This is a genomic window from Roseinatronobacter ekhonensis (assembly GCF_900499075.1).
GTDB lineage: Bacteria > Pseudomonadota > Alphaproteobacteria > Rhodobacterales > Rhodobacteraceae > Roseinatronobacter > Roseinatronobacter ekhonensis.
Genome location: NZ_UIHC01000001.1, coordinates 48,517 through 62,906 on the forward strand (window position 1 = coordinate 48,517; position 14,390 = coordinate 62,906).

9 protein-coding genes are annotated in these 14,390 nt (G+C 61.4%); 4 read left to right on the plus strand and 5 right to left on the minus strand.

The genetic code is table 11. The annotated features are described in order from the left end of the window. Positions 1 to 8 precede the first annotated feature (8 nt). Positions 9 to 929 carry a manganese-dependent inorganic pyrophosphatase gene (locus tag ROE7235_RS00280; RefSeq protein WP_121092791.1) on the minus strand — a complete coding sequence of 307 codons (921 nt, stop codon included), beginning with the start codon at positions 927 to 929 and terminating at the stop codon, positions 9 to 11. 237 nt (positions 930 to 1,166) lie between these two features. Here ROE7235_RS00280 and ROE7235_RS00285 point away from each other — a divergent pair, with 237 nt between their 5' ends. The 3 genes from ROE7235_RS00285 (at position 1,167) to ROE7235_RS00295 (ending at position 4,958) form a co-directional block, all read left to right on the plus strand. Continuing rightward, entirely contained in the window at positions 1,167 to 1,454 is a 288-nt protein-coding gene (locus ROE7235_RS00285) for a co-chaperone GroES (RefSeq protein WP_121092658.1), read from the plus strand. Positions 1,455 to 1,499: 45 nt separating this feature from the next. Next, the gene (gene groL / locus ROE7235_RS00290; RefSeq protein ID WP_121092659.1) at positions 1,500 to 3,152 is read left to right on the plus strand and encodes a chaperonin GroEL; all 1,653 of its coding nucleotides are present in this window, start codon (positions 1,500 to 1,502) and stop codon (positions 3,150 to 3,152) included. Positions 3,153 to 3,359: 207 nt separating this feature from the next. Further along, the gene (locus ROE7235_RS00295; RefSeq protein WP_183073224.1) at positions 3,360 to 4,958 is read left to right on the plus strand and encodes a cytochrome-c peroxidase; all 1,599 of its coding nucleotides are present in this window, start codon (positions 3,360 to 3,362) and stop codon (positions 4,956 to 4,958) included. Between the two features lie 28 nt (positions 4,959 to 4,986). Here the strand turns inward: ROE7235_RS00295 and carB are convergent, their stop codons facing one another. Further along, on the minus strand, positions 4,987 to 8,331 hold the full coding sequence (carB, locus tag ROE7235_RS00300; RefSeq protein WP_121092661.1) for a carbamoyl-phosphate synthase large subunit: 3,345 nt from the start codon (positions 8,329 to 8,331) through the stop codon (positions 4,987 to 4,989). Positions 8,332 to 8,613: 282 nt separating this feature from the next. Here carB and ROE7235_RS00305 point away from each other — a divergent pair, with 282 nt between their 5' ends. Further along, on the plus strand, positions 8,614 to 10,743 hold the full coding sequence (locus ROE7235_RS00305; protein ID WP_183073225.1) for a hybrid sensor histidine kinase/response regulator: 2,130 nt from the start codon (positions 8,614 to 8,616) through the stop codon (positions 10,741 to 10,743). On the opposite strand, the gene ROE7235_RS00310 is transcribed toward ROE7235_RS00305, so the two are convergent. Genes ROE7235_RS00310 through ROE7235_RS00320 form a run of 3 tightly spaced genes read right to left on the minus strand, consistent with a single transcriptional unit; the run spans position 10,736 to position 14,231 of the window. Continuing rightward, positions 10,736 to 11,365, minus strand: coding sequence for an ATP-binding cassette domain-containing protein (locus ROE7235_RS00310; protein WP_121092663.1), 630 nt, complete (start codon positions 11,363 to 11,365; stop codon positions 10,736 to 10,738). The two genes, ROE7235_RS00305 and ROE7235_RS00310, sit on opposite strands and share 8 nt — an antisense overlap. Then, positions 11,362 to 13,023 (minus strand): ABC transporter permease, encoded by a 1,662-nt coding sequence (locus ROE7235_RS00315; RefSeq protein WP_121092664.1) that lies wholly within the window; start codon positions 13,021 to 13,023, stop codon positions 11,362 to 11,364. The genes ROE7235_RS00310 and ROE7235_RS00315 overlap by 4 nt, the downstream gene beginning before the upstream one ends. Then, positions 13,020 to 14,231 carry an ABC transporter substrate-binding protein gene (locus ROE7235_RS00320; RefSeq protein ID WP_121092665.1) on the minus strand — a complete coding sequence of 404 codons (1,212 nt, stop codon included), beginning with the start codon at positions 14,229 to 14,231 and terminating at the stop codon, positions 13,020 to 13,022. Before ROE7235_RS00320 ends, ROE7235_RS00315 begins: the two co-directional genes overlap by 4 nt. Positions 14,232 to 14,390 lie beyond the last annotated feature (159 nt).

Consider the following 14,390-nt stretch of genomic DNA (forward strand, 5'->3'; position numbering starts at 1 on the left):
CGGGTCTTTCAAACGGCCAGAACGGGAATGATCTGCTTCTTGCGGCTCATGACGCCGGGCAGGGTGACAGTGTCGCCTGACACGGACACGCCAAAGGACTTTTCCGCGACATTGCGCGTCACGTCATTGGGCACCAGCATGGTCGCCTCTTCGCGCAGAATATCGACAATGAACAGCAGAACCTGATCGGCGCCATCCTCGTTGGCGACACTGTCCATGCTGGCCATCAGGCTGTCCTTGCGCGACAGGATCTGCTCTGGCGAGGTGGTTTCCAGCACCGAGACGCGGAATTTCTTGCCGCCCACTTCGTAGTTCTTCGAATCCATCCGCAACAGCTCGGCATCTGAAAACGCTGACACGTCCGACTTTGCGGCAAACATGGCGCTGGCCAGCGCCCCCATGTCCACGCCCAGATCATCGGCCAAAGCATGCGCAATGGCGCGGTCTTCCTGGGTCGTGGTTGGCGAGCGGAATTCCAGCGTGTCCGACAGGATGCACGACAACATCAGCCCCTTCACCCATGCGGGGGCTTGCGCCATGTGCTTGCCGATCAGGCTGTTCATGATGGTCGCGGTACAGGCCAGCGGGCGGATGGTGATGTCGATCGGCCCCTTGGTTTCAAGTCCGCCGACCAGCTTGTGGTGGTCTATGATCGCTGCCACATCCAGTTCGTTGATATTGCCGGGCAATTCGCCGGGGTTGTTGGTATCGACGACGACGGCGGTGGTACCATCGGCAATCTCGGTCATGATGCGGGGCTTGGGACAGTCCCAATGTTTCAGCACAAACGCCGCTTCGGTGTTGGGTTCGCCTAGCAATACGGCCTCTGCCGGAGTTTTCCGCACCTCGTTCAGGAACCAAGCCCAGATGATGGGCGAGCCAGTGGAATCAGTGTCGGGCGAAAGATGGCCGAAAACAAGCGTGGTCATGTCGTGCTGTCCCGTATGTTTGTGGTTTTCGGGCGCGTTATAGGCGCTGCGTTGAGCCTTGTCATCCACTGTTGCGACAAGGGTTTGACAGGCCGAATTTCAAGGGTTCCGTGCATAAAGATTTTTGACAGATGGCTGCTTGACAGCCTGTCGCACCCTGCCTACCTATGCGCCGTTAGCACTCGCTGCCTATGAGTGCTAATCAAATTCAACCTGGAACCAAGGGAGTGTTCTCAGATGGCATTTAAACCGCTGCACGATCGTGTGCTTGTCCGCCGTGTCGAAGGCGAAGAAAAGACCAAGGGTGGCCTTATCATCCCCGAAACCGCCAAGGAAAAGCCTGCCGAAGGCGAGATCATCTCGACCGGTGATGGCGCCCGCAAGGATTCGGGCGAATTGATCGCGCCCGCCGTCAAGGCAGGCGACCGCGTTCTGTTCGGCAAATGGTCCGGCACCGAAGTCACCGTCGATGGTGAAGAGCTGCTGATCATGAAGGAAGGCGACATTCTGGGCGTTATCGCCTGATCTCGCACCTGACCAACCCAATTCAGACAACCAGGAGGCACCGAAATGGCTGCTAAGGACGTCAAATTCAACACCAATGCCCGCGACCGTATGCTCAAAGGCGTGAACATTCTTGCCGATGCCGTAAAGGTCACGCTTGGCCCCAAAGGCCGTAACGTCGTGATCGACAAATCCTTCGGCGCACCCCGTATCACCAAAGACGGTGTCACGGTCGCCAAGGAAATCGAACTGGAAGACAAGTTCGAGAACATGGGCGCGCAGATGGTCAAAGAAGTGGCCTCGCGCACCAATGACGAAGCCGGTGACGGCACCACCACCGCGACCGTTCTGGCCCAAGCCATCGTGCGCGAAGGTCTGAAATCGGTTGCCGCTGGCATGAACCCGATGGACCTGAAGCGCGGCATCGATCTTGCGACCAAGAAAGTCGTCGAATCGATCATGGCATCGGCTCGTCCCGTCAATGACAGCGATGAAGTGGCGCAGGTCGGCACCATCTCCGCGAACGGCGAATCCGAAATCGGCCGCCAGATCGCAGATGCAATGCAGAAAGTCGGCAACGAGGGTGTGATCACCGTCGAGGAAAACAAAGGTCTGGAAACCGAGACCGATGTTGTCGAAGGCATGCAGTTCGACCGCGGTTACCTGTCGCCCTATTTCGTGACCAACGGCGACAAGATGATCGCCGAGTTGGATGACTGTCTCATCCTGATCCACGAGAAGAAGCTGTCCTCGCTGCAGCCGATGGTTCCGCTGCTGGAGCAAGTGATCCAGTCGCAAAAGCCGCTGCTGATCATTGCCGAAGACGTCGAAGGCGAAGCACTGGCGACCCTCGTGGTCAACAAACTGCGCGGTGGTCTGAAAATTGCCGCCGTCAAAGCACCGGGCTTTGGTGATCGTCGCAAGGCCATGCTGCAGGATATCGCTGTTCTGACCGGTGGTCAGGTGATCAGCGAAGATCTGGGCATGAAGCTGGAAAGCGTGACCATGGACATGCTTGGCTCTGCCAAGACCGTCAATATCACCAAGGACGAAACCACGATCGTGGACGGCGCTGGCGAAAAGGCCGAGATCGAGGCACGCGTGTCCCAGATCCGTGCGCAGATCGAAGAAACCACCAGCGATTACGACCGCGAGAAGCTGCAAGAGCGTCTGGCCAAACTGGCAGGCGGTGTTGCCGTTATCCGCGTGGGCGGCATGAGCGAAGTGGAAGTGAAAGAGCGCAAGGACCGTGTCGATGACGCTCTGAACGCAACCCGCGCGGCCGTTCAGGAAGGCATCGTTGTCGGCGGTGGCGTGTCGCTCGTTCAAGGGGCAAAAGCGCTCGAAGGTCTGGAAGGCGAGAACCCCGATCAGACCGTCGGTATCTCTATCGTGCGCCGTGCGCTTGAAGCGCCGCTGCGCCAGATTGCTGAAAATGCTGGTGTGGACGGGTCTGTCGTTGCCGGCAAGATCCGCGAATCGAACGACAAAACCTTTGGCTTCAACGCTCAGACCGATGAATATGGCGACATGTTCAAATTCGGCGTTATCGACCCCGCCAAGGTTGTGCGCACCGCGTTGCAAGACGCCTCTTCGGTGGCTGGTCTGCTGATCACGACCGAAGCCATGATCGCCGACAAGCCAGAGCCAAAAGGCTCGAACGGCGGCGGCGGTATGCCCGACATGGGCGGCATGGGTGGCATGGGCGGCATGATGTAAGCCAGCCCGGCACATGAAACACGTCGAAAGGCCGCCCTTCAGGGCGGCCTTTTTTCATGCGAACCGGCTCTTTATGGCCGCAAACCCGAAAATTCCTTTGGTCGTGTGACCGGCTGGTCTAGAGTGGCGTCATCACGGATTGTTGAAGCCAATTCTCGGGGATATTTTATGCGCAGCGTTTTCAAATCACTCTTACCTGCGGCCGCCATGTCGGTCGTCATGGCATCCGGCGGGATTGCACAATCAGTCGAATCCGGCTTCACCGCCATGTCGGACGGGGATTTCGCGACCGCCTATCGTGCCTTGCGCCAAGCAGCGGCACATGGCGACGCGCGTGCCGGCGCGCTGATGGGTGAGATCTTTGGCACAGGGCCTTACGCGCGCACCCCTGATGCCACGGTCGAGGCTCCGGATGCCGGGGCGCAGACAGCCCCGCGCGTTGCACCGCAACAACCCGCCGTGCTGCCCGCAGAACGCGGCCGTTTGCTGGCGCCGCTGGTCATACGCCGTCCGCCGCCGCGCCCCTTTGCCGTCCCGTCGGCCCCGATGGCGCTGAATGATGACATGTTCGCGCAGATCGATATGGCTTTGGCGGAAATCGGGCGCGATCTGTTCTTTGACCCGATCCTTTCGGGCAACAAGGATGTCTCTTGCGCGACCTGTCACCACCCCACGCTTGGGTCCGGCGATGGGGTATCACTGGGTCTTGGGACCGGCGCGGCAGGGCTTGGGCCGGAGCGAAGTGTCGCTGGCCCCTATAGCGCGCAAGAGCGTATTCCGCGCAACGCGCCCGCGCTTTGGAATTTGGGCGTATCCGATCTGCGCGTCTTGTTCCATGACGGGCGCGTGGAGCGTGACCCCACCGACCCCGCGACGCTGCTCACCCCGCAGGGGCCGTTGGATTACATGGCGCTCGACTCTGTTTTGGCCGCGCAAGCCCTGTTTCCGGTGCTGTCACACGCAGAAATGGCTGGCCGCGCGACAGAGAACAGGGTTGCGACAGCCGTCAAAGAAGAGCGCATTCATGGCGATGATGGTGCATGGGCGCTGCTATCGGCCCGGATTGACGGGATCGACGACTACCGCACGTCATTTTCGGCGTGGCGCGGGCAGGATGCGCGTGTCCGCATGGACGAGATCGCCAATGCTATCGCGGCCTTTATCAGCCATGAATTCCGGGCCAACGACACGGCGTTCGACCGGTATATGCGCGAAGAGGCCGCGCTTTCGCCCGAAGCGGGCGAGGGGATGCGCCTGTTTTTCGGCAAGGCGCGCTGCGCCGAATGTCACTCTGGTGCGCTGCTAAGCGACCAAGAGTTCCACGCCATGGGTGAGCCGCCCATCGGGCCGGGAAAAGAGCGGGACGCCGATGGCTATACCCGCGATATCGGGCGCGCGGCTGTCACGTTATCGCGGGGCGATGCCTATGCCTTTCGCACGCCGATGCTGCGCAATGTTGTCCATAACGGGCCATGGGGCCACGCAGGCGCGTTCTCTGATCTGCGCGATTTCGTGACCCATCACATGGACCCTGTCGCAGGGCTGGAACGCTACAGCCCCCAAGCCGTGTTGCCGCAACTGGCCAGCGCGCTGCCGGATTACGGTGCGCTGTCCAACCGGATGCAAGTGGGGGCTGTCAAAGCTGCCGCCGCCCGCACCATGAAGCGTTACGGCATGCCAGCGTTGGCAGAGGGCGAGATGGACATGCTGATGGCATTTCTGGACGCGTTGTCCGACCCTGCCTCGCTGGACGGGCGCATAGGCGCGCCCGACAGCCTGCCCAGTGGTTTGCCGCTCGCCGAATAGGGCGCAGCGTGCCCGCGACCGCGGCGGTTTATTCCGCCGCAGCGTGTTGCAGCGCGCGCACCCCGATATTGCCCTCCAGCATGGCGCGGATAGCCTGCACCGCCGCGTGGCTGCCAGCCGCCGTCGTGTAATAGGGGATCTTGTCATAGAGCGCGACCGCGCGGATTTCGCGGCTGTCCTCTATGGCTTGCGCGCCCTCGGTCGTGTTCAGCACCATCGCGATCTCGCCGCTTTTCAGCAGGTCCACGATATTCGGACGCCCCTCATAAACTTTGTTGACCACCTCGCAGGGCACATCCTGCGTGCCCAGCCAGTCGGCCGTGCCGCGTGTGGCGACAATGGCAAAGCCCATTTCGACCAGCAGTTTCGCGGCTTCGACCATCATCGGGCCTTTGTCATAGTCCTTGATCGACAGGAACACGCGGCCCGAGGCGGGCAGGTCTACGCCAGCGCCCAGCTGCGCTTTGTAGAATGCGCGGTCAAAGCGGCGCGCCCAGCCCATCACCTCGCCGGTGGAGCGCATCTCCGGCCCCAGCAACGTGTCGACACCGGGGAAGCGTGCGAAGGGCAGCACGGCTTCCTTGACCGAGAACCACGGTGTTTGCGGGTCCGCCAGTGTCATCGGGTCGCCCATGGGCAGCGGGTCTGACGGGGCAACATCGGTCGAGATCGGCGCGCGCTGCGCGAAGTTCGACAGAGGCTCTCCCGCCATCAGCCGCGCGGCGATGGACGCAATCGCGCTGTCGGTTGCCTTGGCCACAAACGGCACCGTCCGCGAGGCACGCGGGTTCACTTCCAGCACATAGATTTCGCCATCCTTGATGGCGAATTGCACATTCATCAGCCCCACCACGTTCAGACCGCGCGCCATGGCTTCGGTCTGCACGCGCAACTCGGCAATGGTCGCAGCATCCAGCGAGTAAGGGGGCAGCGAACAGGCGCTGTCGCCCGAATGCACGCCCGCCTCCTCGATATGCTGCATGATGCCTGCCACATGCACGTTCTCTCCGTCGCAAAGAGCATCGACATCCACCTCGACCGCGCCGATCAGGTAGCTGTCCAGCAGAACGGGGTTCTTGCCGGACACGACCACCGCGTCGCGGATATAGCGTTCCAGATGCGCGTCGTCGCGCACGATCTCCATTGCGCGGCCACCCAGCACATAGGACGGGCGGATTACCAACGGGTAGCCCACCTGTTGCGCGATCTTGAACGCCTGTTCGGGGCTGGACGCAATGCCGTTGACCGGTTGACGCAAGCCTAGCTTGTTCAGCAGCGCCTGAAAACGCTCGCGGTCTTCTGCAAGGTCAATCGCATCGGGGCTCGTGCCGAGGATTGGGATACCCTCGTCCTGAAGCGCATTGGCCAGTTTCAGCGGCGTCTGTCCACCGAACTGCACAATCACCCCGTGCAGCGTGCCGTTGTCCTGCTCTACCCGCAGAATTTCCAGCACATGCTCCAGTGTCAGCGGCTCGAAATACAAGCGGTCCGACGTGTCGTAATCGGTCGACACGGTTTCGGGGTTGCAGTTGATCATGATCGTCTCGTAGCCAACATCGGTCAACGCGAAACAGGCATGGCAGCAGCAATAGTCAAACTCGATCCCTTGGCCGATCCGGTTCGGACCGCCACCCAGAATAACCACTTTCTTGCGGTCAGAAGGGCGCGCTTCGCATTCGGCATCGCCCATGACCGGGGTTTCATAGGTCGAATACATGTAGGGTGTCTGCGCTTCGAACTCTGCGGCGCAAGTGTCGATCCGCTTGAACACCGCGTTCACACCCAGATTGCGGCGCGCGCGACGGACCTGATCCTCTTCGCGGCCGGTCAATGTGGCAAGACGGGCATCGGTAAACCCCATCATTTTCAACTCGCGCAGGCCGTCGGCGGTGACGGGCAGGCCATCGGCACGGATGCGCGCTTCCATGTCGATAATTTCGCGGATGCGGGCCAGAAACCACGGGTCAAACGCGGTTGCGGCCTGAATATCGTCATCATTCATGCCCTCACGCATGGCCTGCGCGATCAGGCGCAGCCTGTCGGGCGTCTGGGCGCTGATGGCCTTGATAATGGCCGCGCGATCAGGCGCGCCTGGAATGGCGATCTCATCAAACCCGCTCAGGCCGGTTTCCATGCTGGCCAGCGCCTTTTGCATGGATTCGTGGAAGGTCCGGCCAATCGCCATTGCTTCGCCCACAGATTTCATAGCGGTGGTCAGCTCCGCTTCGGAGCCTGCGAACTTTTCAAAAGCGAACCTTGGGATTTTGGTGACAACGTAATCTATGGTCGGCTCGAACGAGGCCGGTGTCACTTTCGTGATATCGTTGTCCAGTTCGTCCAGCGTGTAACCCACGGCCAGCTTGGCCGCGATCTTGGCGATCGGAAAGCCCGTGGCCTTGGACGCCAGCGCGGACGAGCGCGACACGCGGGGGTTCATCTCGATCACAACCATGCGTCCGTCGGCGGGGTTGATCGCCCATTGCACGTTCGATCCGCCGGTTTCGACCCCGATCTCGCGCAGCACGGCAATAGAGCCGTTTCGCATGATCTGGTATTCCTTGTCGGTCAGCGTCAGCGCGGGCGCAACGGTGACAGAGTCGCCCGTGTGCACGCCCATCGGGTCCACGTTTTCGATGGAACAGACGATGATGGCGTTGTCGGCGCGATCGCGCACGACCTCCATCTCGTACTCTTTCCAGCCCAGCAGCGATTCATCGACCAAGATCTGCGCGACGGGCGACGCATCCAGCCCCGAGCGGCAAATGCGCTCGTAATCGTCACGGTTATAAGCCACGCCGCCGCCGGTGCCGCCCAGCGTGTAGGCGGGGCGGATGATCGCGGGCAGACCGACGAATTCAATGGCATCAATCGCCTCTGCCACGCCAGCGTTGATATCGTACTTTCCGTCATCCTGTTTCGGCGCGGCGATAATGGTGGCGCGCGGGTTTTCCAGCCCGATGCGGTCCATCGCCTCGCGGAACAGCTTGCGGTCCTCGGCCATTTCGATGGCGTCGCGGTTCGCGCCGATCAACTCTACCCCGAACTTTTCGAGCACGCCCATATCGGCCAGCGCCAGCGACGTGTTCAGGCCCGTCTGTCCGCCCATCGTTGGCAGCAGCGCGTCGGGGCGCTCTTTCTCGATGATCTTGGCGACAATCTCGGGGGTGATGGGTTCGATATAGGTTGCATCCGCCAGCCCCGGATCGGTCATGATCGTGGCCGGGTTGGAATTGACAAGGATAACCCGATACCCTTCCTCGCGCAGTGCCTTGCAGGCCTGTGCGCCGGAATAGTCGAATTCGCATGCCTGACCGATAACGATTGGCCCCGCCCCGATGATCATGATGGATTGGATATCGGTTCTTTTCGGCATGGCTGACCCCCTTGCACGCGCAGGCCCGCGCCCCGTGCGGGGCCCGCGCAAATTGAGGCGGGTTATAGGCAATGACCGGGCCAGTGCAACCCCATTCGCGATGGCCGGAAATCACTCTACGGGCTTGCGCGTTTAAATTGAAATTTAACCTTTCATATACTACCAAAAGCAGTGCGTTGCCGATAGAAGACAATTCTTTGAAAGTCGTTTAACATGAGCGAGGCCGATCTTATCCGGCGCCGATGGCGAGGGTTGTCTGTGACAGACCCAGAGCAAAATGGAATGCCGCCGGATGGAGGCAATGAGCAGCGCCTGACAGAGACTCAGGCGCTGGTGGTGCAGTTGATAAACCGCCTTCTCTCTGCGCCGGTGGAAGACGTGGATTGCGCCGTTGACGACGGGCTAGCCCAGATCGGCAGCTTCACCGGCCGTGATCGCGTTTATGTTTTCATGATAGAGGGGGACACCGGCAGCAACACCCACGAATGGTGCAGCACTCATACCGAGCCGATGATTGACGAGTTGCAGAACCTGCCGGTCGCCGCGTTCGAGTGGATGTTGGCGCCGATCCGCGGTGGTGGGGCGTTTCATTTGCCCGAAATCGCCGAACTCCCACCTGATTCGGAAGAGTATGAATTCCTGTCGCATCAGGGAATCAGGTCGCTTCTGATTGTGCCGATGATCGACGAGCAGACGCTGGTCGGGTTCGTCGGCTTCGATAGCGTGCGCAATTCGGGTATGTTCCTGCCCGGCGAAATCTACTTGCTGCGATCTTTTGCCGATGTGGTCCGCTCTGTGCTGATGCGGCGCAAAGCCACCTTCGAAATGCGCGTTGCACAAGAGGAACTGGCTAAGGAGCGCGCGTTCTTGCAGGGCATTGTCAGCACGAATGCGGCTGGGTTCGTGGTGCTTTCGGGCAACGGCGAGATTGTCTATGCCAATGACGAGGCAGAGCGTGTCCTGGGCGTCACCGTCGCAGAAATGCAAGGGCAACCATATAATTCCCCAGACTGGCGGATCACGGATATTTCCGGGCGGCCCATACCAGATGAGCAGGAACCCTTTACCATTGTAAAGCGCACGGGGCATATGGTGGAGAACCACCGGATTGCGCTGCATTGCCCAGATGATTTGCGCTATGCGTCCATCAACGCAGCCCCCATTGCCCATGGCGAGGTCGAGGCTGCGTCTGTGGTGTATTCGGTGACGGATGTGACCGGATTGGTGCGGGCAGAACAGGCGCGCGAAATCGCGTTGCAGGAAGCGCACCGCGCCAATGTGGCCAAGTCGAATTTTCTTGCCAAGATGAGCCACGAAATCCGCACGCCGCTGAACGGCATACTTGGCATTTCCGACATTCTCGAAGAAATGATTGAAGATCCCGCTCAGGTGCGCATGCTTGATATCTTGCGCGACAGCGGCGGGTTGCTGATGGGGATCATCAACGACCTTCTGGACATGTCCAAGATAGAGGCCGACGCGCTGGAGCTGGAGGCCACGGCCTTTTCTTTGGCCGATCTGGCCCGCCGCACGGAAGAGGTGCACACATTGCGCGCCTCTGAAAAACGGCTGTCATTTGCCGTGAAAATTGACGATCCCACGGGGCGGGACCGGCTGGGCGACCCGCAACGCCTGACGCAGATTCTGCACAACATGATCTCGAACGCGATCAAATTCACCGAGCGCGGGCATGTGTCGGTTTCGATTTCCGCACCCGATGACAACACCGTCATCATGACGGTCGAAGACAGCGGGATTGGCATGACACAGGCGCAACACGCCCGCATGTTTGATGCGTTCTTGCAAGCCGACAGTACCATTTCGCGCCGCTTCGGGGGAACGGGATTGGGCATGTCGATCGTGCGAAATCTGGTTGAGTTGATGGGGGGAACCATCGAAACCAAATCGGCGCCGGATGTCGGCACGACGATTGCCATACGGTTGCCCATTCCGGTTGCCCCGCAATCGGCGGATACCGCGTTGCCGGCCAGCAAGCCTGCGCCGGTCAGATCTCAGCGGTTGCCCGAAATGTCTATTCTTGCGGCGGATGATAACCGCACGAACCAGATGATACTAAGCATCATGCTGGGGCAGTTGGGTGCGCGTGTGACGCTGGCGAATGACGGGCTCGACGCGTTGGAAAAGGCGCGCACTGAGCGTTTCGATTTGATGATCCTCGATATTTCGATGCCGGGTATGGACGGGGTCACATTGTTGAATACCATCCGTTCCGAGGACCGGAACGCCGGTCGTCCGCAAACCCCCGCCTTTGCGTTTACCGCGAATGCGATGTCTCATCAGGTGGACAGCTACCTGCAAGCGGGGTTCGACGCGTGCCTGACCAAGCCGCTGAAGCTGGAACGGCTACACACCACCTTGCTGGAGTTTTTTGCCGAGCGCGAGCTTAGCTGATCGAGGTGCCGGTTACAGAGAGCACGCGCCCTCCGGCGGCTCTTGCATCTTCGATGTCATGTGTCACGAGGATTGTCGGCAGATCGCGGGCCTGCGCAAAGGTGAAGGCCCGCATCTGATCGCGCAGACCGGCGTCCAGCTTCGAGAAGGGCTCATCCAGCAAAAGTGCATGCGGTGCGCTGAGCAGCGTGCGCATCAGTGCGACTCGGGCGCGCTGCCCGCCGGACAAGGTCGCCGGATCGCGCTTGCCCATCCCGTCCAGTCCCGCCGCCGAAAGTGCTTCGGCAATGCGCGCGTCGCGGTCGGGTGTGCCGCGCGGCAGGCCAAATCCCAGATTGCCGCCGACGGACAAATGCGGAAACAGCACGTCGTCTTGGAACAGCAACCCCATGCGGCGCTTGAATGTCGGCACGTTGGTCACGTCTTTCCCGCCCAGATGGATGTGGCCGGTCATCTTGAACGCAGGTGGCAGGGCGCCGATAATCGCCGCCAAAGCCGTGGATTTTCCACAACCCGACGGTCCCATCAGGGTCAGCACCTCGCCTGCCGCGACGGTCAGGTCCAGTGATACCATCTCGCGCCCGTCTTGCGTTATGCGCAGCTTGTCCAGTTGCAGGCTCATGCCACTTTCAGCCCCCGTCTGCGCCGCGCAATCAGCGCGGGCAGGGCCAGCGCAAGTGCGAAGACCACCATCGGCAGCGCCATTTGCATCACCGCCCAAACCCCGATCAGCCGCCGGTTGCCGGAGGCCGCGAGCGCCACCGCCTCTGTGGTCAATGTGCCAACACGGCCCGCGCCGATCAGTAGGGTTGGCAAATATTGCGCAACCGATGTCGCGAAACCTACGGCAAAGGCAATGCACAGTGCGCGAAGAATCATGGGCAGCCGGACAGCGACCAGCACGCGCCATGGTCCCGCACCAAGCGCCGATGCCGCCAGCCCAGCACGGTGGTCCCATGCCTGCCACGGGTCCGACAGCGACAGCGCGACATAGGGCAGCACAAAGACCAGATGCACCGCCAGCACCGCGCCCAAGGTGCCGTCCAGCCCCAGCCAAAGGCCCAGGGCTGACAACCCCGGAAGGAAGGCGATTTGCGGCACCAGAAGCGGGATGTAGATGACCTTGACCAAGCGCGATGCGCCTGCTTGCAGATGCGCGATTGTCAGCACCAGCGCGATCAGCGCCGACAGACCCGCCAGCAGCGCAGTGGTGCGCCCAAGCCCGACAAGCTGCGCCGACTGATCCGTCCAGACACGCAGGCCGTAGCTTTGTGGCAGCAGGTCGGGAAAACGCCACAGCCCGGCGACGGACCAGAGTGCCAAACCCGTCAGCCCCAAGCCCACGCCCAGACCGATAAAGGCCATGGGCAGTGCCACGAGCGTCCGCAACGGGGTGTCAAGCATCTGGCCACGCGCCCCGCGCCCGGCCCACAGGCGCCCTCTGGCGGCGACTATCCGCTCTGCCAGTATCCAGACTGCCAGAGCGCCCAGCACCAACAGCAGTTGCAGCACCGCACCCGCGCTGGCGGTAAACCGCAAGGTCAGGTCGGGCGCTGTCATCCAGTCCAGAACTTGCACGGCCAGCGTGTTGGGGCGGGTTGGCCCAAGGATGAGCGCGACATCCACCACCGACATTGAATAGGCCAGCACGGCAAAAACCGGCAAGCGTATCTGGCGGTAGACAGCAGGCAGCACGGTCTTGGCCCATCCCATAACGCGCCCGTAACCCAAGCTGCGCGCCACCGCCATGCGACGGGCGCTGTCGGTCTGGCCAAGCGCGGCAAGGGTCATCAGCATCAGGAACGGCACTTCCTTCAGCACCAGCCCTGCGATCAGCGCCAGTCCAGCTTGGTCGTTCACGATCAGCAGGTCGGGGGGGCGGTCCCAGCCGGTGGCCCAGGGCGAGAGCGCGCGCGCCACCCAGCCAGAGGGCGCAATAAGAAATGCCAGCCCGAACGCCGCTGCCGCGTGTGGCAAGGACAAAAGCGGCGCAAGCAGGCTTGTGACCACGCGAAAGCTACGCGTACCCTGCCATGCGGCGACAATCAGCAGCGTGATGGCAAGCGATATAACCGTGGCCCCAAGCCCAGTGACAATCGACAACCGCACGGCAGAGCCAAGGCCGGGCCATGCCGCCAAGTCGCGCCAAGGGGCAAGGCTGAAATCCGCGCCTCCAAGGGCGGGAAAGTAGCCGAAGGCGGGCAGAACAGCGCCCGCCAGCCCCGCCGCGACCGGCAGCGCCATCAGGGCGACCACCAATCCCGGCGCGGCACGGATCATTCGGCGGTGCCGTAGCGCGCGGCCCAATCCTCGGCCACGCGGGTCATCCAGCTTGGGTGCGGCTCCAGCAGGCCGGTGCCCATCTCGTCGGGGGAAAGCGTGGCGATGCCCAGATCCAGCGCGTCAAACCGCGCGCGGTTTTCTGGCGTCAGCCTGTCCATGCCCAGCACTGTCTGAAACCCAAGCACGGCGGGGTCTTGCGCAAGCGCCTGGATTTCAGGATCAAGGATCAGGTTGGCCAGCACCAATGCGCCGGCTTTGTTGGCGGCGTTGTAGGGGATGGACAGATAAGACGAATTCGCAAGCGTGCCCTCGTCGAACACCATGGTGCGGACGGTATCTTGCAATTCGCCATCGGCGATCGCGGCAGAGGCCCGACCGGGGTTGAACGAAAAGCCGATATCAACCTCTCCATCCGCCAGAAGCTGCCCCAGCGCGGGCTCGTTGGCGGGATAGGCGCGGCCCGAGCGCCACAGGTTCGGCGTGATCTCATCCAGAAAGGCCCAAAGCGGTGCGGTCACGGCGTCGTAATCCACGTCGTCGGTCGGCTTTAGCAGGATCGACGGGTCGTCCAGCACGCCATATAGCGCTTGTTTCAGAAAAGATGTGCCCAGAAAATCGGGGGGCTGCGGATATGTGAAGCGACCGGGGTTCGCGGCAATCCACGCGCGCAACGCGTCCAGCGAACGGGGCGGTTGCGGCACCGTCGCGCTGTCATATTCGAACACCATCTGGAACATCGCCCACGGGCTGCCATAGCCCTCTACCGGCAGGGTGAAGTCGATCAGGATGGCCGGGTTGGCGTCGGTATCGACAAGCGACCAGTTGGGCAAATCCTCGGCAAAGGGGCCGAACAGCAGGTCTTGGTCCTTCATAGAGGCGAAATTCGCCCCGTTGATCCAGATCACATCGACCGCGCCGCCGTCGTCACGGCCCGCCGCGCGTTCTGACACCACGCGGGTCACAGCATCGGCGGTATCGGCCAAGCGGACATGTTCCAACGTGACATCGTGGCGCTCGGACAGCTCGGCCCCGACCTGCGCGATAAAGCTGTTGATCCGGGGATCGCCGCCCCAAGCGTGCCAATACACGGTCTGGCCGCGCGCCTCTTCCAGCACAGCGGGCCAATCGGAGGTGTCCGGCGTCTGTGCGAATGCAGGCATCGCAAGCGCCAGCGCGCAAGCCGCGGCGCAAGTCTGAAATCGCATGTTTTTACTCCATCGTGGTTTGCGTCTCAGTGCCTTTACGTTACGAGTTTGTCAAAGGTTCCAATGTTTTTCGCTTTTGCGACACGGTGTCGTGAAACACATTGCGGCCTTGGGCCGTATATTGATGACAAAGACCCGACTCCGGAAGGCCGCCTGCCC